At 54.1% G+C, this 24,676-nt stretch carries 32 protein-coding genes; 19 read left to right on the top strand and 13 right to left on the bottom strand.

Annotated features, from left to right (window positions below; all coding sequences use genetic code 11):
• Positions 1–12: 12 nt before the first annotated feature.
• Both TCELL_RS03755 and TCELL_RS03760 read right to left on the bottom strand, forming a co-directional pair.
• Positions 13–1,188 (bottom strand): nicotinate phosphoribosyltransferase, encoded by a 1,176-nt coding sequence (locus TCELL_RS03755; protein WP_014737390.1) that lies wholly within the window; start codon positions 1,186–1,188, stop codon positions 13–15.
• Between the two features lies 1 nt (position 1,189).
• On the bottom strand, positions 1,190–1,606 hold the full coding sequence (locus TCELL_RS03760) for a secondary thiamine-phosphate synthase enzyme YjbQ (RefSeq protein WP_048163054.1): 417 nt from the start codon (positions 1,604–1,606) through the stop codon (positions 1,190–1,192).
• A gap of 104 nt (positions 1,607–1,710) precedes the next feature.
• On the opposite strand from TCELL_RS03760, the gene hsp20 reads away from it, so the two are divergent.
• Genes hsp20 through ppa form a run of 9 tightly spaced genes read left to right on the top strand, consistent with a single transcriptional unit; the run spans position 1,711 to position 8,516 of the window.
• Entirely contained in the window at positions 1,711–2,286 is a 576-nt protein-coding gene (hsp20, locus tag TCELL_RS03765) for an archaeal heat shock protein Hsp20 (RefSeq protein WP_014737392.1), read from the top strand.
• A 52-nt stretch (positions 2,287–2,338) separates the two neighbouring features.
• Positions 2,339–2,860, top strand: a complete 522-nt coding sequence (locus tag TCELL_RS03770; protein ID WP_238529053.1) for a metallophosphoesterase — start codon at positions 2,339–2,341, stop codon at positions 2,858–2,860.
• Positions 2,861–2,870: 10 nt separating this feature from the next.
• Entirely contained in the window at positions 2,871–3,737 is an 867-nt protein-coding gene (udp, locus tag TCELL_RS03775) for a uridine phosphorylase (RefSeq protein WP_048163056.1), read from the top strand.
• Positions 3,706–4,683, top strand: coding sequence for a carbohydrate kinase family protein (locus TCELL_RS03780; RefSeq protein WP_014737395.1), 978 nt, complete (start codon positions 3,706–3,708; stop codon positions 4,681–4,683). The genes udp and TCELL_RS03780 overlap by 32 nt, the downstream gene beginning before the upstream one ends.
• A complete protein-coding gene (locus TCELL_RS03785; protein WP_048163058.1) occupies positions 4,680–5,402 on the top strand; it encodes a hypothetical protein in 723 nt (240 codons plus the stop codon). The genes TCELL_RS03780 and TCELL_RS03785 overlap by 4 nt, the downstream gene beginning before the upstream one ends.
• 55 nt (positions 5,403–5,457) lie before the next feature.
• A complete protein-coding gene (gene sucC / locus TCELL_RS03790) occupies positions 5,458–6,591 on the top strand; it encodes an ADP-forming succinate--CoA ligase subunit beta (RefSeq protein ID WP_014737397.1) in 1,134 nt (377 codons plus the stop codon).
• A 4-nt stretch (positions 6,592–6,595) separates the two neighbouring features.
• A complete protein-coding gene (sucD, locus tag TCELL_RS03795; RefSeq protein WP_048163060.1) occupies positions 6,596–7,468 on the top strand; it encodes a succinate--CoA ligase subunit alpha in 873 nt (290 codons plus the stop codon).
• 46 nt (positions 7,469–7,514) lie between these two features.
• The gene (locus tag TCELL_RS03800; protein WP_048163062.1) at positions 7,515–7,931 is read left to right on the top strand and encodes a hypothetical protein; all 417 of its coding nucleotides are present in this window, start codon (positions 7,515–7,517) and stop codon (positions 7,929–7,931) included.
• Positions 7,932–7,985: 54 nt separating this feature from the next.
• Positions 7,986–8,516, top strand: coding sequence for an inorganic diphosphatase (gene ppa / locus TCELL_RS03805; protein WP_014737400.1), 531 nt, complete (start codon positions 7,986–7,988; stop codon positions 8,514–8,516).
• Positions 8,517–8,649: 133 nt separating this feature from the next.
• Here the strand turns inward: ppa and TCELL_RS03810 are convergent, their stop codons facing one another.
• Genes TCELL_RS03810 through TCELL_RS03820 form a run of 3 tightly spaced genes read right to left on the bottom strand, consistent with a single transcriptional unit; the run spans position 8,650 to position 11,502 of the window.
• Positions 8,650–9,768, bottom strand: a complete 1,119-nt coding sequence (locus TCELL_RS03810) for a glycosyltransferase family 4 protein (protein WP_052307212.1) — start codon at positions 9,766–9,768, stop codon at positions 8,650–8,652.
• Complete coding sequence (locus TCELL_RS03815; RefSeq protein WP_014737402.1) at positions 9,752–10,819, bottom strand: MBL fold metallo-hydrolase; 1,068 nt, start codon at positions 10,817–10,819, stop codon at positions 9,752–9,754. The genes TCELL_RS03810 and TCELL_RS03815 overlap by 17 nt, the downstream gene beginning before the upstream one ends.
• A 5-nt stretch (positions 10,820–10,824) precedes the next feature.
• Positions 10,825–11,502, bottom strand: a complete 678-nt coding sequence (locus TCELL_RS03820) for a hypothetical protein (protein ID WP_014737403.1) — start codon at positions 11,500–11,502, stop codon at positions 10,825–10,827.
• A gap of 60 nt (positions 11,503–11,562) precedes the next feature.
• Between TCELL_RS03820 and TCELL_RS03825 the strand changes: the two genes are divergently transcribed.
• Positions 11,563–12,426: a TatD family hydrolase gene (locus tag TCELL_RS03825; RefSeq protein WP_014737404.1), complete on the top strand. Its 864-nt coding sequence runs from the start codon at positions 11,563–11,565 to the stop codon at positions 12,424–12,426.
• Here the strand turns inward: TCELL_RS03825 and TCELL_RS03830 are convergent.
• Positions 12,405–12,572 (bottom strand): hypothetical protein, encoded by a 168-nt coding sequence (locus tag TCELL_RS03830; RefSeq protein WP_157864699.1) that lies wholly within the window; start codon positions 12,570–12,572, stop codon positions 12,405–12,407. The genes TCELL_RS03825 and TCELL_RS03830 overlap by 22 nt on opposite strands.
• A gap of 405 nt (positions 12,573–12,977) precedes the next feature.
• Here TCELL_RS03830 and TCELL_RS03835 point away from each other — a divergent pair, with 405 nt between their 5' ends.
• Positions 12,978–13,982: an AIR synthase family protein gene (locus TCELL_RS03835; protein ID WP_014737407.1), complete on the top strand. Its 1,005-nt coding sequence runs from the start codon at positions 12,978–12,980 to the stop codon at positions 13,980–13,982.
• 23 nt (positions 13,983–14,005) lie between these two features.
• On the top strand, positions 14,006–14,530 hold the full coding sequence (locus TCELL_RS03840) for a hypothetical protein (RefSeq protein WP_014737408.1): 525 nt from the start codon (positions 14,006–14,008) through the stop codon (positions 14,528–14,530).
• A 12-nt stretch (positions 14,531–14,542) separates the two neighbouring features.
• Here TCELL_RS03840 and TCELL_RS03845 read toward each other — a convergent pair whose 3' ends face one another.
• Positions 14,543–15,193, bottom strand: coding sequence for a Snf7 family protein (locus tag TCELL_RS03845; protein ID WP_014737409.1), 651 nt, complete (start codon positions 15,191–15,193; stop codon positions 14,543–14,545).
• Positions 15,194–15,310: 117 nt separating this feature from the next.
• On the opposite strand from TCELL_RS03845, the gene TCELL_RS03850 reads away from it, so the two are divergent.
• A complete protein-coding gene (locus TCELL_RS03850) occupies positions 15,311–15,595 on the top strand; it encodes a hypothetical protein (RefSeq protein WP_014737410.1) in 285 nt (94 codons plus the stop codon).
• Between the two features lie 67 nt (positions 15,596–15,662).
• Positions 15,663–15,986, top strand: coding sequence for a divalent-cation tolerance protein CutA (gene cutA, locus TCELL_RS03855; RefSeq protein WP_014737411.1), 324 nt, complete (start codon positions 15,663–15,665; stop codon positions 15,984–15,986).
• A gap of 195 nt (positions 15,987–16,181) precedes the next feature.
• On the opposite strand, the gene TCELL_RS03860 is transcribed toward cutA, so the two are convergent.
• The gene (locus tag TCELL_RS03860; protein WP_014737412.1) at positions 16,182–16,787 is read right to left on the bottom strand and encodes a hypothetical protein; all 606 of its coding nucleotides are present in this window, start codon (positions 16,785–16,787) and stop codon (positions 16,182–16,184) included.
• Positions 16,788–16,902: 115 nt separating this feature from the next.
• Between TCELL_RS03860 and TCELL_RS03865 the strand changes: the two genes are divergently transcribed.
• A complete protein-coding gene (locus tag TCELL_RS03865) occupies positions 16,903–18,006 on the top strand; it encodes a tryptophan--tRNA ligase (RefSeq protein WP_014737413.1) in 1,104 nt (367 codons plus the stop codon).
• A 23-nt stretch (positions 18,007–18,029) separates the two neighbouring features.
• Here TCELL_RS03865 and TCELL_RS03870 read toward each other — a convergent pair whose 3' ends face one another.
• On the bottom strand, positions 18,030–18,680 hold the full coding sequence (locus TCELL_RS03870; protein WP_052307213.1) for an orotidine 5'-phosphate decarboxylase / HUMPS family protein: 651 nt from the start codon (positions 18,678–18,680) through the stop codon (positions 18,030–18,032).
• Positions 18,681–18,741: 61 nt separating this feature from the next.
• On the opposite strand from TCELL_RS03870, the gene TCELL_RS03875 reads away from it, so the two are divergent.
• On the top strand, positions 18,742–19,821 hold the full coding sequence (locus TCELL_RS03875; protein WP_014737415.1) for a polyprenyl synthetase family protein: 1,080 nt from the start codon (positions 18,742–18,744) through the stop codon (positions 19,819–19,821).
• An 8-nt stretch (positions 19,822–19,829) separates the two neighbouring features.
• Here TCELL_RS03875 and TCELL_RS03880 read toward each other — a convergent pair whose 3' ends face one another.
• Positions 19,830–20,081 (bottom strand): hypothetical protein, encoded by a 252-nt coding sequence (locus TCELL_RS03880; RefSeq protein WP_048163066.1) that lies wholly within the window; start codon positions 20,079–20,081, stop codon positions 19,830–19,832.
• A 76-nt stretch (positions 20,082–20,157) separates the two neighbouring features.
• Between TCELL_RS03880 and TCELL_RS03885 the strand changes: the two genes are divergently transcribed.
• On the top strand, positions 20,158–20,406 hold the full coding sequence (locus tag TCELL_RS03885) for a DUF504 domain-containing protein (RefSeq protein WP_014737417.1): 249 nt from the start codon (positions 20,158–20,160) through the stop codon (positions 20,404–20,406).
• Between the two features lie 3 nt (positions 20,407–20,409).
• On the opposite strand, the gene TCELL_RS03890 is transcribed toward TCELL_RS03885, so the two are convergent.
• A complete protein-coding gene (locus TCELL_RS03890) occupies positions 20,410–21,687 on the bottom strand; it encodes a Glu/Leu/Phe/Val family dehydrogenase (RefSeq protein ID WP_014737418.1) in 1,278 nt (425 codons plus the stop codon).
• A 163-nt stretch (positions 21,688–21,850) separates the two neighbouring features.
• On the opposite strand from TCELL_RS03890, the gene TCELL_RS03895 reads away from it, so the two are divergent.
• Positions 21,851–22,399 (top strand): cysteine hydrolase family protein, encoded by a 549-nt coding sequence (locus tag TCELL_RS03895; RefSeq protein WP_048163068.1) that lies wholly within the window; start codon positions 21,851–21,853, stop codon positions 22,397–22,399.
• Entirely contained in the window at positions 22,384–22,983 is a 600-nt protein-coding gene (locus TCELL_RS03900; protein WP_014737420.1) for a hypothetical protein, read from the top strand. Before TCELL_RS03895 ends, TCELL_RS03900 begins: the two co-directional genes overlap by 16 nt.
• Here the strand turns inward: TCELL_RS03900 and TCELL_RS03905 are convergent.
• Together TCELL_RS03905 and TCELL_RS03910 are read right to left on the bottom strand one after the other, a co-directional pair.
• Positions 22,970–23,743, bottom strand: coding sequence for an ABC transporter ATP-binding protein (locus tag TCELL_RS03905; protein ID WP_014737421.1), 774 nt, complete (start codon positions 23,741–23,743; stop codon positions 22,970–22,972). The genes TCELL_RS03900 and TCELL_RS03905 overlap by 14 nt on opposite strands.
• Positions 23,740–24,624, bottom strand: coding sequence for a FecCD family ABC transporter permease (locus tag TCELL_RS03910; RefSeq protein WP_162097834.1), 885 nt, complete (start codon positions 24,622–24,624; stop codon positions 23,740–23,742). The genes TCELL_RS03905 and TCELL_RS03910 overlap by 4 nt, the downstream gene beginning before the upstream one ends.
• Between the last annotated feature and the right edge of the window lie 52 nt (positions 24,625–24,676).

Below are 24,676 nucleotides of genomic sequence, written 5' to 3' on the forward strand. Positions count from 1 at the left end.
CTCCAAAGCCGCTTAGTTCAACACGGGCTCCGGGACTTCTCTGAGCTGTTCCAGCACGTAAGCCCTAATCTCCTGCGGGGACGGGAGCTTGTCGACTAAGAGCCTCCCGTTCTCCGCGTACTTGACGAGCATTGGTTTGTACCCTTCAGGCGCCTCCCCGGACTCGAAGAGTAGTACCTTGTCGTCTAATCCGGGCCTCTTCCTGTAGAGTTGCTTCGCTCCCGGTAGCTTACCTCTCTTCGAAACCGGTTTCCATCTACCCTCCTCGTAGACCTCGACGATGTCGGCGCTTATGTCGACACTCGGTGGTACAGCCACACTGGTCCCGATCCCGAATGCGTCCACTATATCACGTAGAGCAACGATCTCCTTCTCGTCGATCCCGCCGCTCACAACGATCTTCACGTTCTTGAACCCGAGGATGTCGAGAGTCCACCTCACCTCTTCGACAATAGCCCTCATATTGCCTCTCCTCGAACTAGGGGTGTCGAGCCTGACACCGCTGAGCTTCTCACCTAGGAGCTTCGCGGCCTCGACGGCCTCGATCCTCTCGTCGTAGAAGGTGTCTACCAACATTATACGAGGCACACTCTTGTCGACCACCTCGTCGAAGGCTTTCCAGGCAGCCCTCTGTTCGCCGAAGGCGATAATTAGAGCGTGGGGCATCGTACCCTGAGGCTCTACCCCGAGATACTTCTTGCTCATAGCCCCCGAAACAGCGTCGAAGCCCCCTATGTACGCGGCCCTGTCGATCATCGGCGCTATGGCTGGGTGTGCCGCTCTCAGACCGAAGAAGAGGAGCGTTTTGTCCATGGCCAGCCTCTTCAGCCTAGCAGCCTTCGTCGATATGCTGGAGTAGTGCCTGAGGATGCCGAGTAGCGCGGTCTCGTAGAGGATGATGTCGTGTAGGTAGCCCTCGATGAGCATCAAGGGCTCGCCAGCCTTGAACAGAGTGCCCTCAGGTAAGCTGTAGACTGTGACCGGCATGTCTTTCAGTAGCCACAGAGCCTCCTCTAGTCCAGTGAAGACGGCCCACTCGTAGCCCCTGGGTAGCTTCATTACGTGGAACTCTATTCTGACCTTCTTCTCAAGTTTTTTCGCCTCTAAAATCTGCTTGCTCCTGACGAAGTATATGTCGGTTATCTCCCCGGCCCGTATCTCTTCAGGGGACGCCGTGTAGAGCCTCAACTCACTCACCCATCACTGTGATTAGTATGCTCCTCTCTCTGCGGGGACCGTCCATCTCCACGAGGAATATGTTCTGCCAGGTACCTCTGACCAGCTTACCGTTGACGACAGGCAAAACCCTCTCTTGGCCGAAGAGAGCAGACCCTATGTGCGCGTGGGCGTTGTCGTCTATGATGTTGTGCCTCCACTTGCTGTGACCTGGCTCAGTGAACTCGACGATTTTCTGGATTATGTCCTCTATCAGCCCGGCCTCGCGCTCGTTTAAAACTACAGCGGCGGTGGCGTGGGGGGCGAAAATGAGGGCAAGCCCGTTTCTAACCCCGCTGTCCTCGACGACCCTCTCTACTTCACGGGTGATGTCAACGAGTTGAAACTTGCTAGACGTCGAGACCCTAAGCTGTTTTGTCACAATCTTCAAAGTGGCCCCCATGAAGCCTTATCAAAGTGAACGCTTATATAGGATTCCTGGATTTGCTTGAGACATAGGTATAAATCTTCTCTAGAACACAAGTAGACAACGGGGTGACAGTTGTGACCGACGACTGGGATTACTGGCGTAGGAGGCGTAGGTTCTTCGAAGACCCCTTCAAGTACATTGAAGAGATGTTTGACGAGATGATGGAAGACATCGAGAGGATATTCAGGGAGTTTGAGCGAGCACCACTCGACACCAAGGAGCTGGAGAAGAGGGGGTTTAAACTCTACGGCCCCTACGTTTACGGCTTCAGGGTGACGATCGGCCCCGACGGTAAACCAGTGATTGAGGAGTTCGGTAACGTTAAGCGCGTTAAGGGGAGGCCGATGATCACCGAGGAGAGGGAACCGTTGGTGGACGTTTTCGAGAGCGACGATGAGGTCACGGTAGTATGCGAGCTCCCGGGCGTTGACAAGGACAATATCAGCGTTGAGGTTGGAGAGGACAAAAAGACACTCATAATAAAAGCGAGTGACACGAACAGGAAGTACTACAAGGAGGTCAATTTACCCACTGAAGTAGACCCGGAGTCGGCGAAGGCCTCTTACAAGAACGGTATACTGGAGGTCAAACTGAAGAAGGCGAAGGTTGAGAAGAAGGGGTTCAAAGTCAAGATAGAGTAAATCGGACCTACTTTTTCCTCAATCAGAGTCCTCGCAGGGGACAGGCTTGAGAGTGGCAGTGGTTAGTGATACCCACGATAACATACGGGCTATAAAGAGGGTCGCGGAGAGGATCACAGAGGACGGGGTCAAGACCGTTATCCACTTGGGCGACATCATATCACCTTTCGCGGTAAGGCTCCTCCGTGAGGTGTTGAGAGGTGTTAAGGTCATCGGGGTTCTGGGCAACAATGACGGCGACGTTCTACAGCTTGCAAAGCTCTTCTCCGAGGCCAGCTGGGAGTTGTACAGCGGGCCGAAGATAATAGAGTTAGGTGGCAGGAGAGTCCTTATTCTCCACGGTTACGGCAGTATAGCGGACACGGAGAGCCTGGTAACAAACCTAGCTAAAAGCATGGAAGTAGACGCGGTGTTTTTCGGCCACACCCACAAGGTGATGGTGGAGAGGATCCAGGGCAGGCTAGTCCTGAACCCGGGGGAGGTCTGCGGCTACTTGACGGGGAAGTCTTCTTTCGCATTCGTAGACCTCGATACAATGGAGGCGAGCATCCAGGTAGAGGAGGCTGGGGTGTGAGGTGGGCTCTATGACCGGTGAGAGATTGAGTTCCGCTAGCAGGCCTGTGAGTGCCGAGGGTAGGGTGTACCACCTAGCCGTGAAGCCAGGTGACGTATCCCGCTACGTCCTTTTACCGGGTGACCCCGAGAGAGTGCCGCGGATAGCCAAGTACTGGGAGAAGCACTGGCTTGTTGCGTCTCACAGGGAGTACGTGACTTACAGTGGTTACTACAAGGGGGTTTTTATCAGCGCTACTAGCACCGGGATCGGCGGTCCGGCCACAGCGATAGCCGTCGAAGAGCTGGCACAGGTAGGGGCCGACACGCTCATAAGGGTGGGCACTACCGGTGCCCTGACGAGAGAGGTCAAGGTGGGGGACTTAATCATATCCACGGGTGCCGTCAGGCTCGACGGCACAAGTAGGCAGTACGTGATACCAGAGTACCCCGCGGTAGCGTCTTTCGAAGTAGTACTGGCCCTCATAGGAGCAGCGGAGGAGCTGGGTGTAAGGTACCATGTCGGGTTGACCGCTAGTAGCGACAGCTTCTACGTCGGGCAGGAGAGACCTGGTTTCAGGGGCTACCTACCCCCATTCCAAAGGGGGCTAATAGAGTTCCTCAGGTCGGTGCGAGTCCTGAACTTCGAGATGGAGGCCGCGACTATATTCACGCTTTCAAACATCTACGGGCTTAGGTCTGGTGCAGTCTGTGCCGCGATAGCTAACAGGGAGACAGAGGAGTTCATTGTCGACGCGGGGGTCGAGGACGCGATAAAGGTCGCTAACGAGGCCGTCAAGATCCTGAGCGAGTGGGACAGCATCGCATCAAGCAGGAGGCGCGTGTTCGTGACCCCCTCGCTGATCGGTGAGTGGTTTGAAAAGAGGAGAAAAACATAGCCTGAGGCCCGTCCACGTCAGCGTGGGCAACGTAAACGTGGACATTCTGTTTTACGTAGACAAAATACCCGGCCCCGACGAGTCCATCTACGCTAGAGACTTGATCATAAGTCCGGGCGGGGCGGCGCTAAACTACGCGGTCGCCGCAACGTACTACGGGCACTACGCTTACCTCGTCGCGTCCGCGTCCAACCACGTTCTAGTCCAGAAGTTGCTCGAGGAAGTCAAGGAAATAGGGGTTGACACGAGGTACGTCAAGGTTGTCGACGAGCAACCAGGCGTCGTAGCAGTGTTTGTCACAGAGAAGGGTGAAAGGCACATGGTAAAGTTCAGAGGCGCCAACGAGTTCATGACGTTAAACGACATCCCTAGAAACCTCGTGAAGGACGCGAGCGTGGTACACCTAGCTTCTGTAGCCCCCGACATCGTAGAAGGGCTGGGAACAGTCGCGAAGTCTCACGGAGCAATTGTCGCTTACGACCCCGGACTTTACGCCCTCGAGACCCCAGAAGAGGTCGTTAGGCTGTCCAACAAGATCAACGTCCTCTACCTGAACAGATCGGAGGCCAGGAGAATGGGGGTGTCCAATGTACTCCAGGCTCTACACAGGGGCGTAGACATGGTGGTCGTCAAGAGAGGGAGCGAGGGTGCCGTTGTAGTCACGGGTGGTATGAGAGTTCTCAGAGGCTACTCGGAACCTATTAGGAGAGTAATTAACGCAACGGGTGCAGGCGACGCTTTCGACGCCTTCTTTAACGCCGCTTACGTCGACTGGGGTGACCCCCTCAAGGCACTCCTCTACGCGCTTGCCGCGGGGGCCCTCAAGACTTACTGCAGAGGTAGCACGCTATGCTGGGACAAACACCTCTTCGCGAAACAGCTCGAGAAGACTACCGTGGAGGATCAAGGTAGAGTTGACGAAAATAAAATAGGAGACTTCATTTGACGGCACGCGCTCCCGAGACCTGTGTGGACAGGATTCTCGGCATAGTAGAGGCTAGTGGGCGAGCACTCCTAGTTACCCCGCCGCTTCTACTCGTCGAGGCAGAGAGGAGGGTCTTCGAGGCGCTCAGAGTAGTGGTTGAGAGAGCTGGGGTTAGAGTTCGAGGAGTCGTTATAGTTGTCGACGATACTGTCGAGGAGACGAGTAAGTGCATCAGAGTACTGTGTTCCACGAACAAGGCCTTGGACGTCTTCGCGACATGTAGCGTACTGGAGTTAGTTGACAGGGTCAACCAGCTGGCCAGCTCTATGAGGGCCTTCCAGGAGGCTATATCCAAAGGCGCCGAGGAGCTCTACGACAAGTACGTTGAGTACGCGAGAGAGCTCGATGACGTAACTGGGCGCATCACACGCTACTGGGTTGAAAGCCCCGACACCGTCGACGAGGTCATCCGCTTCTCCCAGTCGCCGGAGCTGTATGTGGTCTGCGATAGCACTGTCCTTACAGGTCTGATCAGCAGTAGATACTTTGCCTCGTCTAAAAGTGTAAGGGTTGTCCTGGTCTCGGAGATCGCTGGAGGCACGCACGCGGACTACTCTGTGAGGACACAAGTCGTTCTGGAGAAGCTCGGGGTTGACGGCGACCTGGTCGTAGTCACTGACGAGTCCAAGTTGATCGCACTAGGAGCCCTTACTCACAGATACACAACTGTAGTATGTTGACGTACACGTTTTTTATATACCGTGGTTGCGAGTTTATAGAATAACTGGTGACGTCATGAGGCTACTAGAGAACGAGGCTAAACAGGTCTTCAGGGAGTACGGTATCAAGACCCCCGAGGGCGTTCTCTGCCGCTCACCACAGGAGGTCAAGGAGGCCGTCGCGAGGCTTGGAGAGTCCGTTATTAAAGCCCAGGTTCCTGTAGGCGGTAGAGGTCTAGCCGGCGGGGTCAAGTTCACGGGCGACCCTGAGGAGGCCATGAGAGTAGCGTCTGAGCTTTTCGAGAGAGGAGTAAGGGGGTATAGAGTCGACGCGGTACTTGTGGAGAAGAAAGTGTGTGTAAAACGGGAGCTCTACCTATCAGTCACGGTCGACAGGTCTGCGAAAAGCATTGTTTACCTGGCCTCGAGGTTAGGCGGGGTCGAAATAGAGGAGCTAGCCAAAAAGAGGCCCGAGGAGGTTCTGAAGATCAACCTAGACCCGTTCATAGGCTACTCCCCCTTCGTTGCCAGGACGATAGCATCGTTTATTGGTCTACCAGCGTCCGCCTGGGGCGAGCTCGAGAAGATAGTCGTTGGTCTCTACAAGATCATGGTCGACTACGACGCGGAGCTTGTCGAGATAAACCCGCTAGCTATCGACTGTCAAGGCTCTCTCGTGGCATTAGACGCCAAGATACTGGTAGACGACAACAGCCTGTACAGGCACCCAGCCCTGGCGGGACTGAAGAGCAGGGAGCTGACAGAAGAGGAGAGGAACGCCAGAGAGAAGGGCTTCACCTACGTGTCGCTCGACGGCTACATCGGTGTGATCGGAAACGGGGCGGGGTTGACGATGGCCACGATGGACTTGATCGAGTACTACGGTGGGAAACCAGCTAACTTTCTAGACGTCTGGTCGGGTGGAGGGGCTAGTAGAGACAGAGTAAGGGAGGCCGTGAAACTACTCCTCGAGAACCCTCGTGTCAAGGTGGTTTTGGTAAACATATTCGGTGGGATGACGAGGTGCGACGAGGTGGCCATGGGCGTTACACAGGCTCTCAAGGAGGCAGCGGTCAAAAAGCCAGTCGTGGTGAGGCTTATGGGGACCAACCAGGAGGAAGGCGCGAGAATACTCAGGGAGGTAGGGCTGGACGTCTACGAGGACGTCGACGAGGCCGTCCGTAAGGCCGTAGAGCTGGCGAGGAGGTGATACTGTGCTAGCGGACAGGAGTACTCGCGTCATTGTCCAGGGCATTACAGGCAAAGAGGGTAGTTTCCATACAAAGCTCATGCTAGAGTACGGAACCAGGATAGTTGCGGGCGTCACTCCCGGTAAAGGCGGCTCACAGGTCCATGGCGTGAGAGTCTACGACACGGTCAGAGAGGCGATTAGCGATGTAGGCCAGGTAGACGCGTCCGTGGTGTTCGTGCCCGCTAAGAACGCTTACGACGCTGTTTTGGAGTCTATCGAGAACGGAGTTAGGCTGGTAGTCGTGATAACCGAGGGTATACCGCTACACGAGGAGCTGAGGATGGTGAACTATGCCAAGTTACGTGGTGTTGTAGTCGTAGGCCCAAACACCCCCGGCCTGATCGTACCAGGCGAGACGAAGCTCGGTATTATGCCCGCGAACTACTACAAACCCGGAGTAGTGGGGGTTATGTCGAGGAGTGGTACTTTATCGTATGAGGTGGCCTGGCAGCTGAGCAGGTCTGGACTAGGAGTATCCGTAGCAATCGGTATAGGAGGAGACCCCGTGACAGGCCTCGATTTCGTGGAGGTCTACGACATGTTCTTGAAAGACCCGAGGACGAAGTACGTTGTCCTCGTCGGAGAGATCGGGGGCGACTACGAGGAGAGGTTCGCGAAGTACTACGCGGGCTTGAGTGAGAAGAAGCCCGTTGTAGCGTACATAGCCGGTAGAACAGCACCGAGGGAGAAGAGGATGGGGCACGCGGGCGCTATTATATCGATGGGTTTGGGCGACTACGAGTCAAAGATCAAAGCCCTACAGGAGAGCGGCATACCCGTAGCTAGGAGAGTCAGCGAGATCCCCACCGTGATCCAGTCTATTGCAGGTAAATAATATTTTTAACTTTTAGCACTTGAATTATATCCTAGTGGTGTAAAATATGTCCATGATTGTCAGGGAGTTTAAATCTGTTGGGGAGCTAATTAAGTTTATAGACGAGCAGATCAACAGCTACAGGGCTCTCCTAGCCGAGTTCCTGAGGAGGCTCGAAGACGTCCGCGTGAGATCCGAGCAGGAGAAGAAACTGAAGGACCTCCTCAAGAATCTAGGTGTAGCCGAGACTAAGAAGTCTACTGTGATCGACCTGAAGGACTCTAAGCTGATAATAGACCCGTCTGCCGAGGAGGAGAGCAAAGTGATCGAAGAGACCGTGGAGAGGTTGAACAAAAACATCCAGGTACTCCAGTCAATTAGGAAGACACTTGACCCGCTGGCGAACCTGGACATAGAAGCCAAGATAACGGTAGTACTACGCGACGGTATCCCGGCAAGCGTACTGATCAAACTAGGTAGTTAAGGCCACAGGTCGAAGGCAGTAGTCAAGAGCACAGTATCTTGATGGGGGAGAACTGTGAGTATATTTGACAAGATAGGGCCTGGGGACAAGGCCCCTGAGGTAGTCAACGTCGTTGTTGAGATTCCAATGAACAGTGGTGTCAAGTACGAGATCGACAAGGAGACTGGTATAGTGCAGGTGGACAGAGTCCTCTTCACGTCGATGGTCTACCCCTTCAACTACGGCTTCATACCAGGGACTCTCGAGGAGGACGGAGACCCCGTAGATGTCCTGGTCTTCATGTACGACACTCTTCTACCAGGGTCGATGATCAAGGTCAGACCCATAGGCGCCTTGGAGACGGAGGACGAGAAGGGCAGAGACATCAAGATAATAGCGGTACCATACGAGAAGATCGACGCAAGGTTCGAGAACATTAAGGACATCAACGATCTACCGGAGATGGTCAGACAGAGAATAGCCCACTTCTTCGAGCACTACAAAGAGCTCGAAAAAGGCAAGTGGGTCAAGGTCGTTGGCTGGAAGAACAGGGAGGAGGCTCTACAAAGGATTCGGAACGCCATCGAGAGGGCTAAGAGGAAATAGCTCAGTTCGGCTCTTTCTCGTCACGGCTTACCTCTCGTCCGCGATTTATCATCACTCAGTAAATTGATACTGGTAGAGCCTTTATAAAAACCAGCGTTTCAAACCGGGAGTCTTTCAAGCCATCTCAACGGGGTCATTTACTCTTCTTCAAGCCCACGACTCTCTCTATGACCCTCGATATTTCTTTGTGGTACCTGTACCTGCTAAAGCTTAAACTCCTGAGCCTGGAGTTAGTGCTCAAACGCTTCCAGAGCTCCTCGCTCCTCCCTAACCTGACTAGGTGGTCTGCGAGCTCATCAACCGAGGTGTAGGGGAGGCTTATCGAGGTGTCCTCGTTAGCTATGTCGAACCACGCCCCGCTATTCCTCGGTATTATAGTCGGGGTACCCGCCGCCATGGACTCCACGATGGTTATCCCGAAGTGCTCCATAGGCGTGAGGTGTACGTAGACTAGCGAGGTCTTGTAGAGTTTTACCAGCTCTGACCTCGAGATGTTCAACCTTAGGTCGACCAGCTCACTGAGACCGTTCTCCTCTATCTCCTCAACGAGCTTCTTCAAGTACCACCCGTTGTTCTCAGAGAAAGCACCTGCGAGCGTTATTCTCATGTCGATCCCCCTCTCCTTCAACGCCCTCCCGATACTAACCACCTTCTCCAGGTTCTTCTCGGGGGAAAACCTGGATATGACGAGGATCCTCCGCTCCCTGTCCCTGAACGGGAGCGGCTCCTCGCCAATGATGTCATCGATGTTCACTGGCGGGTAGACCACGACGGGGTTGATACCGTACACTTTGTTGAAGAACCACGCTGTGAGACTAGAGTTGGCTAGGAAGACCTTTGTGGACTTAATGTAGAACGGGAAGATCAGGTTGTTTAGGAGCGAGTACAAGTTGCCGAGGGTCTTCGCGAACCCCTTCACAGCAGGATAGTACGTGTTCACCTCTAGGAACGAGGGGAAATGGAGGTAGACTACATGGCTTTTCCCAGAGAGCACGTCTCCGCTCGTGTTAAAGACGATATCTGGGTCTTCTTGTGGATACCCTAGCCCTACACCCCGTAGCTCGTCGTGGTTTAGACCGTAGAACTCGCACAGAGAGTAAAGCTTGTCCGCGCTCCTCAAACCGAGGGAGTCTATGTAGACCTCGAAACCCGCCTTCTTCAGCGAGATGGCCGTCTCTATCGAGACGTACTCTGACCCTCCAGGGCCCATTAGGATGGAGCCGATCATGTGGTGCCTAACGAGTGCCAGCAACCCAGTTTTCACCTGTGCTAGGCATCACGAAAGTAACGTAGCCCCTGCGGAACAGCTCGCGGGCTAGCTCGTACGGCTCCCCGTTCCTGGACGCGTCTACGACCACTACTCTCGGGCTCGACATCTCGACGTAAGCGACCAGGTCGTCGAAGTCCCCGTGGTCGCTCAGCGCGATAACCCAGGTATGTTCGTCCACCTGGCGTGCCGGGTTCTCGAACTCCCAACCCGTCATTACTATGTTGAGCGTGGAGCCGTCTATTCTGCGGTACTTCGCCTGGTTGAAGTGCCTGAAAACCACGTATCTCTCGAACCCGTCCCCATCCCTCTCCCTGTAGTACTCTCCTATCTTCACGCCGTGCTTCTCGAGTACTCTTGTAGCCCTGTAGACTCTCTCGGGCATTAGAAAGGGCTCCTCTACCCCGTTTCTTCTCAAGAGGTGCATTGCTTCCTGGAGCTTGCCGTGGTAACCGTAGACGTGGACTCTCCCGTACTTCCTCAAACCGTACCTCACAGTATCTACGAGTATCTCTTCGACGCTGTGCTTGAACGGCCTCCTGTACCTCGGTGAACCATAGGTTGACTCTATTACGAGGACGTCAAGGTCCCTCATTACTCGCGTGTTGTTGCCGAGCTTCACGTCTCCCGTGTAGCCTACACGGTGCCCCTCTAGCTCTATGAGAACAGAAGACGCCCCAAAAGTGTGGGCGTTCTCCACTAGAGTAATAGACGAACCCTGGTACTCTAGCTTCTCACCGTATCCCAGCGGCCTCCTCTTAGCCTTGAAGAGGCTGTGTAGACCGCTACCGTGGATCGCGAGCTCTTCAAGCAGGTCGAGAGTTAGAGGGGTACCTACAATATAGCTCGAGACTCTCAGGCTATCGGCCAAACCCACGGTGTGGTCGCTGTGTATGTGCGTGACAACGCGGATTGGTCGCGGAGAGTAACCGTCGATCGCGAAGTACTTCCCGACGGTGATGGCCCTCGTCTCCTTCTCGATTCCCACGTTCTTGAACAACCACTCGACAAGCTTTTCCTCCCTACCCGATGACAACTAACTTACCCCGTCACATTAACGAGGTTTTTCCACTTCTTAGTGACCGGGTCGTATATCACCTGGTTGTCGTCTCTTAATTTAGTGAAGAGCATAAAACCCTTGTCGCCGAGAGCCCTGCGCAGTTCGTCCTCGTTGCTTGTCGCGACTTTCTCAAACAGCCTAGTCTTGAAGTCCTCCCAGAAGTCGGGGTCTACGGCGATCCGCTCCTTGGACGTCTCTATAATAACTGCCCCCTCTCTCCGCAGGTAGTTAAAGAACGCGTCGCGGTTAAGCTTCTTGGGTAGACCGCTCTCAAAGACGACCTTCTCCTCCCTCAGCCTCTCAATACCCGTTTTTCTCTTCTCCCTCCTCCGCTCCGGGATCTCAGCGGCCCTCGACTTGATCTCCTCGACCACGCTGGTCAAGTAGTCGACTCTCTCGTACAGCTCGGCTACCTGTCTCCGCAGGTTCTCAATCACCTGTAGCTGCTTGTTCAACTCGTCTTGGACGATCCTAGCGATCCTGGCTTTCATACTGTCTTCTAAGCCTCCTTTCTCGACCCCCTCTACTCTTTCTCTGATAAGCTTCACGACGTAGTCCAGTATAGAAGGGTACCCCTCTTTCTCCGACAAAAATGCCAGAGCACTAAATAAGTCCTCGTCTAGGTAAACCGTGAGAGGCCTCTTTTTCTTCTCGCTCAAAACACTAGTCCCCGTTTTAAGCTCACTCTATTATTTCTTTGTTGACCAGGATATAAACGGATGAGGAAAATGGGGAGACTACTGTTTAGCGATGCACACCTCCACCTCAACCCTGTGGGCGGTGTCGGCGCTAGGGGCGTCGTAGACAGACTTGTCAGAGAGGGGTTCTGGTTCGTTGGGCTGGTAGGCCTACCGCCCTACCACTACGGGTTCAACACCCCAACCCTCGACTCATTTGAAAAAGCACTCGACATACTAGTCACGCAAGCGAGGTTGCTGAGGGAGAGAGGCATCAAGGTGAAAGTCCTCGCAGGCTTCCACCCAGCCGAGGTAGACGCCTACAACAAGCAGGGGCTAGGGCTCGAGGAGGTCTACTCGCTTGCCGAGCGCGTGTTGAAGTTAATCGAGTTGAAGGTCAAAGAGGGGGTCATTGACGGGGTAGGGGAAGTCGGTAGGCAGCACTACGGGACTTCCTACGGCAGAATATCTGTTTCGGAGGCAGTAATGATCAAGGCCCTCGAGCTCGCGAGAGATCTCGGGGCCGTAGTACACCTCCACTTAGACCAGTCCGGCTGGGCGACATGCCACTTGGTAGACATGTTGATTGGTCTGGTCAAAATAGATAGGTCTAAGGTGCTCGTCCACCACGCTAACGCGGCAACAGCGCAGGCCTGTATCCAACGCGGCTTACCCGTGTCCGTCCCCGTCAAGCAGGACCTGGACAGGGTCATCGGGTTCGGCGGCGAGGTACTAGTCGAGTCCGACTTCATAGACGACAACCAGCGTCCAGGCGTATCAGCGTACCCGTGGGAAATAGCGAAAGTAGTGAACTCGCTGATCGCCTCGGGAAGGATAAGCGAGGAAACGGCTTATAGGGTGATGGTCGACAACGTCGTGAAATTCTATGGAGTTGAACCCCCCTGACCATCTGTGCTCTGTAGGTCGACTTCCTCGATATAGACCTTTGATTGCGGGCACTCGTCTATTCCTAGAAGCAAGAGCTCGAAGAGCCTTCGTGGGTCCTCGTCTATGACGTCGAGGCACCCGACGACCTTTATTCTCAGCCTCATAAAGTCCTTCACCAATACTGCTTCCACGTCTTAGATATTAGTTGGAGACACCAGGATATTTCCGTAAAGGTTGTAAAGATGGCGTTTAAGACCAGGCTGTGCGATATATGCGAGTCAAGGCCCGCTGTGCTAAAATGCCCCTCTTGCGGTAGGTGGGTGTGCGAAGAGGACTTCGATTACTCGAAGAACCTATGCGTTGTCTGTGCTAGCACCTTATGCGAGATTTGCGGGCTCCGGCCCTCTATAGGGTACTGCCGCGTCTGTGGTAGGGTGGGTTGCGAGGAGTGTCTTATACAGGAGTCCACGGTCTCCTACGTGTGTCGGGAGTGCGCCGAGAGGCTCGGGCTACGATTAAATTCTAAGAGGTATAGATTTAGGCTAAAGTGACAGCCAGGGTGTCGTGTTTTGGCGGCTACTAAGGGAGGGAAGATATCCTGGGAGGAGCTAAGCAGGCTCATCAAATATCTACCCACCAACGACGTCGACTTGGTTATTGGGCCTAGACTAGGCGAGGACGCGGCGGTCATCAGATTAAAGGACGGCTTCCTAGTTGTACACAGCGACCCGATTACGACGGCCTTCTGGAGAATAGGCTGGTACGCCGTACACGTGGCTGCAAACGACATTGCTGTAAGGGGGGTTAAGCCAAAGTACTTCCTGCCAGTCGTTCTCCTCCCACCACGAATGGAGACTAGGGACATCGAAGAGATATTCCGAGATATGGGTGAGGCGGCCAGGGAGGTTTCGGGCGTGGTCATAGGCGGGCACACAGAATTGACGCCGTACCTCGAGAGACCGATCATATCCATGACGGCTATAGGATACTCCGCGGGTAGGTTTGTCTCTACTTCGGGGGCTAGGCCAGGGGATTACCTGGTGATCGTGGGTAGGGTCGGCGGGGAGGGTGCCAGCGTCGTCGCGTGGGACTTCGAGGAAGAGCTAGCAGGTCGGGGCGTAGATAGAACCCTGATTAGCGAGGCCAAGAACTTCCTGCGAGAGATAAGCGTGGTGAAGACGGCTCTGTCCATAGCCCCGTACGTGGACTCGATGCACGACGCAACAGAGGGCGGGGTTATCCAGGCTATCAGGGAGGTCGCTGTCGCGAGCGGGGTGAACGTAAACGTAGACCTCGACAAGATCGGAGTAGATGTCGCCGTAAGAGAGATCAGTAGAGCAATGGGTCTCGACCCGTTGAAACTGTTGAGTAGTGGTTGTATAGTGGCGGCAGTCCCACCCAGCAAGCTCGACGTGCTCGAAGAGACTTTAAGGGGCTTGAACCAGGTCTACAGCGTAGCGGGTAGAGTCGGCGACTTCACTGACAAGCCCGTTGTAGAGTTGAGAGAGAAAGGTAGAGTGATCGGGGTCGTTGACAGAGACGTCGTTGATGAGATTTATAAGCTCTTTGGTTGATTACGAGGCAGAGAGTGACTGGAATGCCCGAGCTTAACGTGTTGCTTGACCAAGCTGTCAAGGTGCTCAACAGAGTCAGGGAGCAGATCGAGTCGAACGTCTTGTCGAGGTCGAAGGAGCTAGACGCTAGGAAGGTCAGCCTGGCTGCCGGGATATCTAAATCTGTCGGCGAGATGGCGGACTTTCTCGAGACCCTCAAGAACAGGCTATCAAATGCCAAGCTGGGTGAAAGAGGTACCGTCGCGGTTGGCGAGAACACTTACCTAACCTTAGACGGGAACGTCTTCACTATATCTAAGCTGAGGCCGATACGGAGAATGGTGTCCTTCAACCCCGACTCGTCTACGCTCGTCGTAAAGTCGGGGGATAACCTCGTCGAGATCCAGCCAGGCGGTATAACAGTCAAGACTAGGGCTGGGGTATTCAAATTCAACCCAGCGGACTTAGAGGACTACGAGAATAGGTTTGATGAGCTGAAAGCGGCTAGTAAGGTAATCCAGAACAGTGTTTCGGACTGTGTAGGTATAATCGGTCAAAAAATCAGGTAAGCGTAACGACCATTAGGCTGTGGGTGAAGCCCTCCCCTGCTCGGTCTCTGGTACACCGATGGTCTTCGGCAGTTCCGCAAACCTCTCCTTGACCTTCTGCTCGGCTATTATTCTGGCCTCCTCGAATATCTTCCTGGCCTCGCTGTCTAGGCCGCTCTCGATGTCGGCAGATATGTCGACAATGCTCGAGCCCATGGCGGTCTCGAGCTCTCTAACGGCGTACTGTAGGTCGATCCAGATGTCCGGTGCGACGCTCTTCAGTATACCCAGCGCTTGCTTCATGACGCCTATTACAGGCCCGACCTCGTTGATGGCACCGCCGTAGATCAGGAACGTCTCTAGCTTCAGCGCGGCGTGCTCGAGCGCGTACTGTACTGTCAGTAGCTGTTTAGCGACCTTCCTTATCTCAGCGGTCTCCTTCGCGTAGATCTTAGCCCTCTTCTCGTCTCTCCTCATTAGCGCCTCGACAACGTTGTTGAAGAGCTCCCTGTCCCTCTCGTTCAGCTTCTCGACGTAGTTGTTTATCCTAGATATCGCTGTCTTCAGCCTGTACTGGGCCATTATAGCCTTCTTCTCGAGAGGCTCCCTGTCCGGGTTGAACCACTTCTTTATCTTGTCCGCAATGGACTCCTGCTCTTTATTCCAGTTCCAGTTCACGCCCATACGACACACCGATTCCAATCGTTGAGTCCAAGGTGGTTAGTTTATAAAGAGTCGGGTGTATCATTACGAGTACGTTTTTTATTGGGAGTGCTCATAGTTGTTTGCGAGGTGTAAGTTGTGTTGAGCGAGGTGATCAAGAACTACGTCACGTGTCGTAAGGGCTGTTCTCTTAGGGTCCTTGAGTCTCTCGCGATGTGGGGCTTGGCGACTAAGGCCGAGATCGAAAACTGCGATGACAAGAGGAGGTTCAAGAAGATCAGGATGGAGCTCGTCGACGGTAGTTTTGTCGAGTCCGACTGCTTCTTAGACGAGGAGGTTTTCCAGAGCATTAGAATTATAAACGTGTACATAGGGCTTGCTAGGCAGAACAGGGCACCTGAAAATATAAGGGTTGAGGGCTAAATAATGCTAGTACAGTGATGAGTGGTATTACCGGCGAACCGATGAGCGGGCCCCAGAGCTGATTACCATGAGGGGTGGTTGGGTAGTCGTCCTCACCACTGCGGCCACTCGCGAGGAAGCGGAGAGAATAGCGAGGGCTTTACTCGAGGAGAAGTTAGTGGCGTGTGTGAACATAGTTGACGCTGTCAAGAGCCTATACTGGTGGCGGGGAGCTATCGAGACCTCCAACGAAGTGCTACTTGTCGCGAAGACTAGAGCCGACAAGCTACCTGCTGTAGAGAGGACAGTGAAAACCCTCCACTCTTATGAGGTCCCCGAGATCATAGCACTACCGGTGGTCTCGGGTAGTGACGAGTACTTGGAGTGGCTAGACCAATCGATCAGGGAGTAAGAGAAGTAGCCCGGCTAAGGGTGTAAGCACGGGTAACCTAACTGTTACAGTCCCGGAGGGCGTTACTGCCGAGAGCTACCTTTCACTCCTCGAGTTGTGTGTAGCTTGCGCGGTAGTCGCTATAGCCGTCTTCAGGATGTACAGGTTGGTGAAGGCCACGAGAAGGAGTCCAAACGAGTGCGGGCAGTCCCGAGGCTAGCCCGGCGGACGCGAAGAGGGCTTAACGGCTTCCCCAAGTGCACGGCAGAAATCGACGTGTGAGCCGACCATAACGTTGGGTAGACCAGCAAGCTCTATGAAGTACTCTACAACGTCTCGGGGCAGGACTCCCGCAATCCCCTCCCCTATCTCCAAGTAAATACCCCCGACCTGGACTACGAGGCTCTTCAAGTTGGAGGCTATTACATCTGAAAGGTACCTCTTCTCGAATGGCGAAGAGTTGGCGATGCTTTCAACAAACGCCGAGACCGGCAAGTAGACCAGGTTGTACTCGTCCACGGGTGACTCGTCAAAGTAGAAGCCGGTTCCCGTACTCGCTTTCACCCAAGCCAGGAGTTGGGCTGCGAGCGGTCTTGACCTAACGACCGAAGCGAGGCTCGCACGCGGGTACCTAGACTTGATGGACTCGTATACTTGCTCGTGGTGTTCTCTGGGCCGACCTCCGGAGAACCAGATGTAGCTGGAACCCCACGTGTTGAAGACGCTCGGGCAGGGGTCACTTGTGAGGGAGGCTAAATAGTTCAGATACTCTGCCGCCGAGCCACGCGTCTCCTCCAAGCGTATGATGGTCACTCTCGGCATTTGGTTTCATCCATCGACTCATCGCGTGCTTCTCTACACTTTTAATTTAAAATCCACGGGGTAGATATAAAGACACCCGAAACCGTTTAACCCCCGAAAGGTGACCCCAATTGGAATGGGCGTGAGGATAGACCCGTGGGACTACAGGCTGGTACAGGAATATGACAAGCTGATCACGGTGTTCGGCATACAGCCCATAGACAACGTGGAGCACTATGAATTACTGAACCACCACTTCTTCAAGAGGCGGATCGTGTTCGGGCACAGAGATCTAGACAAGTGGCTTGAGGCCTTAAGGAAAGGCGAGAGAGTGGCTGTCTTAACCGGTTTCATGCCGTCCGGTACCCCCCACCTCGGGACTGCCATGGTCTTCGAGGAGCTCAAGTTCTTCCAGTCTATCGGAGCACACGTCAAAGTAGTCATAGCCGACGCCGAGGCGTACGCTGTGAGACGCGAAGACAGGGAGACGACGATTAAATGGGGGCTAGAGTTCATAAAGCACGCTATCGCCTGGGGCGTAGACCCGGAGAGAGCGGAGTTCTACTTCCAGACAGCCATGAGAGACTCTTACTACAGGCTGATACAGATGTTCTCGAGGAAAGTTACCCTAGCTGAGATGGAGGCCATATACGGGGACTTGTCTCCAGCTAAAGTCATGTCGGCTTTGACTCAAGTAGCAGACATCCTCCACTTGCAGTTGGACGAGTTCGGAGGGTACAGGTACGTGCTTGTACCTGTCGGCGTCGACCAGGACCCCCACATTAGGCTAGCACGCGACGTCGCGGACAGGTTCGAAGGAGAACTCGGGTTAAAGAGGCCTTCTTCGACTTACCACAAGCTCCTTAGAGGGCTGGACGGGAACAAGATGAGTAAGAGCCGTCCCGACTTCGCTATTTTCCTGGACGACGACGAGGACGTCGTCAAGAAGAAGATCGCCATGGCGCTGACTGGAGGTAGAGCTACAGCTGAGGAGCAGAGGAGGCTAGGGGGTGAACCCTGGAAGTGCATGGTGTACGAGCTGTACACATACTTCCTCCTAAGCGACGAAGAGCTAAAGGAGATTACTGAGAGCTGCGTTAAGGGGGGAATCCTATGCGGGGAGTGTAAGAGGCTAGCCTACAGTAAGTTGGTCGAGAAGTTACGTGAACACAAGAAGAGGTACAAGGAGGCCAGCGAGAAGATCAACCTCGACAGCATCGTTAAGACGCCCTCCTTCTAGCTCTACCCGTCGGCTCGCTAGCTTTATTTCGGGAGTTTTTCGAGGAAGTCTAAGACGGTCTTGACGGGGTTACTAGACCTGGTGATCGCACCCCCGACGACTATGACGTCCGGCTCGGCCTCTAGAAGCCTCTCAACGTCCTCCAACTTTATACCGCCCGCTATGCAGTACCTGCCGCCCGTCTCCCTCTTGAACCTGTATGCCTCCTTCACTAGCTCCACGGCCGATAAACCGCGGGCTCTCTGCACGTCGACGCCTATGTGGAACAAGACGTAGTCTGGGCCCATGCTATACACCTGGACCGCCCGCTCGTAAGGCCTCTGGACGCCTATGAGGTCCACGATCAACGTCTTTTGGTTTGCCTTCGCGAGCTCGACACCAGCCCTTATCGTAGAGTCGTCGGCTAAGCCGAGCACGGTAGCAGCGTCTGCCCCGCTCTTGAACGCCTCCCCTATTTCCAGCTCGGCAGCGTCGATGGTCTTGGTGTCGGCTACGACGAACATGTTAGTGGCTTCCTTTATTAACCGCACGGGAATGAGACCCCAGCTCTTAATCAGAGGAGTCCCAACTTCAAACCACACCCTTCCGTCTCTGACCTCTCTGAAGACTGCCATAACTAGGTCTAGCGCCTTCGTCATGCTGGTAAAGTCTAGGGCTATCTGCAAGTACGTCAAGCAGAGCCCACCGCCCTACATTTATTTTCGCTCAAAAATTAAAACAAGGGGGTGTAGTCGGTTGGTCTCCGACCCTGTGTCAATCGCTAAGAGCGTCGTAGAGCAGGAGTTAAGCCGGCTCTTCGGAGAGGTGGAGTTCGCGGCGAAGCACACTTCTCCAAGGCTGTTCCATTTAACGTGGATAATAAGGGACTTCACGCTACGTGGTGGGAAGAGGTTTCGGGCCACGCTAGTACTCGCCGGCTTTTGGAGTAGGAGGTGGGGAAGGGAGCTTGACGACGACGTAAGAAAGGTCATGGCGTCCGTTGAGCTCCTCCAGAGCTACCTCCTCGTCCACGACGACATAATGGACAGAGACGAGATCCGCAGAGGAGGCCCGACAGCCCACGCATGGTTCAGGGACGTGTGTGTTAAGGATGGCCTACTCGCAGACTGCCCACACTACGGTATTTCACAGGGAATAACCGCGGGCGACCTACTGGAGTCCCTCGCTGTGCGGCTCTTATCTTCGACGAGCCCAGACGTGGCGCGTCCTCTGGTTAACAGGTACACGGACGGGTTAATGAAAGTGGCCTTCGGGCAGTACTTAGATGTCCTTCTGGCGAGCCTCCCACTGGAACTGGTCAGCGAGCAAGACGTAATAACTGTACACACGTTGAAAACAGCTTCGTACACAGTTGAGCTCCCGCTTCACTTGGGGGCTATAGTCTCGCGCGAGTCGAGCACCAAGCTACTAAACGAGTTGTCGAGCTACGCGATACCGGCTGGCGTGGCATTCCAATTAAGAGACGACGTAATAGGCTTGTTCGGGAAGACCGAGGTGACGGGGAAGCCTGTTGGTAGTGACGTGGTCCAAAAGAAGAAGACGCTTCTCGTCGTGAAGGCCTACGAGTTCGCCGGGGAGAGCGCGAAGGAGAGGCTCAGGGAGATCTACTCGACTGGGAAACAGCCGTCGGTCGACGACGTGAACTTTGTGGTAAGAACTGTCGAGGAGACGGGCGCGCTAGACTACACTCTGAGAGCCATAGACAGGTATGTGGCGGAAGCGAGTAAAGCGATAGAGGAGATGACCGAGACTTCTCCCGAGGCTAAGGAGTTCCTCAGGGAGCTGCTCCTTAAAATGGCCTACAGGGAGGTCTAACTCCGAGCCTAAGCCTCGCCCCGCCTCCTCTTACTCAGTATTTCGTATATCTCTTCAGGCTTCAATGTCGGGGTTTTAACAAAAATGTAACCAACGTAGGCGACCGAGACCAGCACGAGCGTGACGATCACGTACACTGTTAGGTCGATCACCTTCGACCTTAATTCGAAAGGAGCGAAAAATACCAGGTATGTGTAAAACACGAACATTGTCACCGATGTAGCGATCATAAGCCAGCCTTGAAAAGCCCTCTTATTCAAAACCCTTCCACCTAATCGTCAGGGAGACTTAATATAGACTACATTAATAAGTGTTAAGCGTGCGAAGTGTCAGGTAATGGGACGAAGAAGAGGGGAGATAGAGGAGGTACTGCGAAGGGTCTTCTTCTCGGGTCATCGTAGTGAGTACATCGTATACATCCTGGATAGGACGCCTGAGGGCGAGAGCTTGAAGGCTATACCTGCCGACTCTATAGACGACGTGAGAGGAGGCTACATATATACTAAAGGGAATGTCATACCTTTCCACAGGGTTCTAGAAGTAAGGGATGTAAAGGGGAGGGTCATCTATACTCGGAAAAAATAAGGCCTAGATCCAGCCTCTGAGCTTCATTGCCTTAACGACCCTGTCGACAGCGATCGCGTAGGCGGCAGTCCTCATCGGGTACTGTCTGTACTTCTTCTCCCACTCGTCGAACACCTTGTTGAAGTTCTGCGTCATCATCTTGTCAAGCCTCGCTAGCGCTTCGTCGTCCGTCAGCCAGCAGCCCATCCTGTTGTGACTCCACTCTATCCAGCTCATGACTACTCCTCCAGCGTTAGCCAGTACGTCGGGGACTACAATAACATCCTTCTTGTGGAGGATCTCGTCGGCTTCAGGAGTCGTAGGCCCGTTAGCGCCCTCGACAACAAGCTTTGCTTTAATGTTCGGCGCGTTCTCCCTCGTGATCACGTTCTCGATGGCGGCGGGCACGATTATGTCTACTGGTAGCTCGAATATCGCCTTGTCGTTAGTGAACACCTTGACGTCGCCGCTCTTGTAGTCAATAACTCTCCCGGTCTTCTCCTTGACCTCCATAACCTCTTTCACCTTCAGTCCTTTCGGGTCGTACACCACACCGCTAGTATCGCTCACGGCTACTACTGTGGCGCCCCACTGCGACAGGTACCTCGCCGCGTGACCACCCACGTTACCAAAGCCGTGGACTGCCACGGTCTTGCCCTCCAGTCCTCCAAGCCACTTCTTGGCCGCCTCCCTGACGCCGAGTGCCACGCCGTAGCCGGTGGACACTAACCTGACGGCTAGCCCTCCCAGCTCGGCCGGCTTCGCTGTTACGACCCCCCACGCATTGTACCCTACTAACTTACTGTACTCGTCGTAGTACCACGCCATGGTCTGGGGGTTAGTGTACACGTCTGGTGCCGGTATGTCGACGTCGGGGCCAACCTCTTTAGCGATAGCCGCGAAGAACTTCCTGCTGAGCTCTTCCAACTCTCGCGCTGACAAGGTCTTGGGGTTGACCCGTACAGCGCCCTTGCCACCCCCGTACGGTATCCCCGCAAGGGCGTTCTTCCAAGTCATCCACATAGACAGCGCCACGGTCTCTCCGGCTGTGGCGTTTTCGCTGTACCTTATACCGCCTTTGTACGGCCCTAGGGCGCTGTTGTGTTGGCTCCTCCACCCGATGAAGGACTCTACTTTCCCGTTATCTCTTTTGACGGTGATCCTGACCTGGACTAGCTTCTCGGGGTGTCTCAAGACCTCCACTATTTCCTCGGGGAGGCCGAGTATGGACGCGGACTGTTTCAGTTGCTGGACGGCTTGCTGGTACACGGGGTCGTTCTCGTATAGAGTCGCCAAGCTCATATATAGGCACCTCGAAGTCGAATATAGCTGTCTTACATATAAATACTTTACATGTGCTTAGGCCGCGCTCAGCCCTCACACGGTTCTTCACAAATCCGAACCGAAGTCGCTCATCATCAAGGATATTTACTTACACAAGACTGTTATATTCGTGGTGGCGTTTTTGAAACCCGCCCTGGTAATAGTCGACATGGTACACGAGTTCGTGAGGGGTAGGCTGAGGAGCCCGCAGGCCGAGCAGATAGTCCCGGTTATAAGGAGACTGATCGAAGTTGCGAGGTCCTGTAAAGCGCCTGTCATACACGTCGTCGACAGACACCTACCTTTTGACCACGAGCTGAGGTTGTGGGGCCCCCACTCCCTTGTCGGCTCGCCGGAGTCGCGGATCGTGGAAGAGCTCCAGCCTATCGATGGGGAGTACGTGTTCGGGAAGAGGTTCTATAGCGGTTTCAGGGACACCGGGTTAGACAATGCTTTGAGAGACCTCGGAGTAGACACGCTAGTGGTGACGGGGATACACACCCACATCTGCGTGCTCCACACTGTAGGGGACGCCTTCTACCACGGCTACAACGTCTACGTCGTCAGAGACGGTGTAGCCGCCTTCAGTGAGAGAGACCACGAGTACGCGCTAGAATACATGAAAAGCATATACGGTGCCAAGATCGTCGACTCGGCGAAAGCTGCGGATGTACTATGCGGGAGGCAGTAGGAGAGATAGACTGCCAAGCCCTAATCGAACTCTACCGCTCGGTCAAGGAGCATTTTGATGAAGACCCCGCCATAGCTCTATCAACGATCGCTCTGTACAAGTTCGAGGGGGTAGGACGGGTCTACATATCGAAGTTCCTAAACGTGCCAGAGAGGAGGGTGAGGCGTGTCGTCGAATCGTTGTCAAAGCTAGGGGAGAAAGAGTACGAGGCTCTAATGAGGGTCTTGCACAGCATTAAAGTCGACAGGATGACTGTTGGTCACTACGAGGTGACTACGTTCCACCCGTTCAACCCGCGTCTCGTAGAGTGTGTCGCCGAGAAAGTCGTCTACTTCAGGGACCTCTTGGTCATAAACCTAGGGGATTTCAAGCGCCTTTTTATGATAGGAGTCAAAACCGGACGGTTGCTTTTCCCGCTCGTCCCTGACGAGATATCGAGGAGTTTCGTGGAGCCCCTAGAACCAGCTACATCGCCTAATTCTATCGTAATCGTCTGGTCGTCCCCCCACTCATTGGTAGACGAAGCGTCCGTCTTGGTCAGTCTGTCAAACCTGTGTAAGGGTTACTGTGTCAAGACAGGGTAGTCGAGTAGTCTGGTATTAACATGCTCCTACCCGAAAGGGTGGTCGCGACCAGCCGTGTCTTGAAAACTCTTTCGAGGGTACTTACATGCTCGGTTAGTTCTTCGGCTTTGAAGTCTCTTAGTACGATACCCTTGTCGAGCAGTACAATCCTGTCGCACACTAGTGAGGCGAAGACTGGGTCGTGGGTAGACACGGTGACTAGTTTATCCACCGCGATACTCTTGACTAGTATGGATAGGCGGGACTTGTTGTAGAGGTCTAAATGAGTGTCTGGCTCGTCTAAGAGGACAACGAGAGGGTCTTTGACGAGGGCCATTGCCAGTAATACTTTTTGGAGCTCGCCGCTACTCAACTCGTTAAGTGCTCTGTCGAGCAGGTCTGTAACACCTAATATCCGGCTCACCTTCTCGACATACTCGAAGTCTTTTTCGGTGTAGAAAAAGCCCGGCGAGCAGGGGTACCTCGCACTCAACAGAGCCTCTCTCACTCTTAGCTTTATGGAGCTTGGTCGAATGTCCGTGACGTAACTTACGAACCTGTGGATGTCCCGCTTATCGATCTTAACACCTCCCGCGGTGATCGATATGTTGCCCTTATAGTTCACGATGCCGGCGACAGCCCTCAACAGGCTGCTTTTGCCCGCCCCGTTTGGGCCTAGAACACAGTTAACCACACCGTTCTGGAACCTCAGCTTGTCGACTTTCAGCGCGGTCACGCCACCGTATTCCACGGTGAGGCTTGTTACGTCGACTACTATCATCTCGAACCACGCACTTCACGGATCAGTAGCCCGAGGAAGAATAGCCCCCCTAGTGCCGAGACAACGCCCCCTGCTGGCACCTCGCCCACGCTGGCTACCAGAGCTTTCCTCGCGATCAGATCTGTTGCCAGAAGCAAAGTACCAGACGTCACTGACGAGTACATTATGACGACTCTGTTGTCGCTCGTCTTTGTCAAAAGCCTTGTGAGGTTCGGTGTTATAAGACCCACGAACCCGATCGTACCGAAGAAACCGACAACAACACTGGCTACACCCCCCGCTATGAGGGTTGACAGGAGTCGAGTGATAGACGGCTCAACGCCGAGTTGCCTGGAGTAAATGTCGCCGAGTAGGAGCACGTTCAACCTCTTGGCGAGTAGAACATAGCTCACTAAAACGACCGCTGTTGCTGCTATCAGGTACGGCATGTACTCTCTTGAAGGGGTGACAAAGGAGCCCAATAGGAGTGCTTGAGCGTAGGGCTGTTTCTCAAGTATGTAGTATGACAACAGGAATGAAGCACCCGAGAAAACGCTTGCGACGCCTACTCCCGACAAAATGTAGGACACCTCGCTTCCTCCCAGGAGGTTCGCGATGCTTATAGAGAGCAGAAGACCGCTCAACCCGCCCGCGAGGCTTGAGGCGGCAACCTCGGTTATGTCGACAACGCCCGCGACAGCTATGGTTAGATATGCGGCGAACAGAGACGTCGAGCCAACACCCAAAACGTAGTGGTCTACGAGCGGGTTCCTGAGGGATGCTTGAAGGACGCTACCGGCAAAGCCGAGTATAAACCCCGAGAGAAACGCGTAGAGGTCTCTGTGAAATCTGTAGTCCCTTAGAACCGCCGGGATGGGATTGACGAAATCTACCAGGTACACAATTAGAACAGTGGTGACCAGTATCAGGGTATTGACAAGGAGCGATCTCCAA

This window comes from Thermogladius calderae 1633 (genome assembly GCF_000264495.1).
Taxonomy (GTDB): Archaea; Thermoproteota; Thermoprotei_A; order Sulfolobales; family Desulfurococcaceae; genus Thermogladius; species Thermogladius calderae.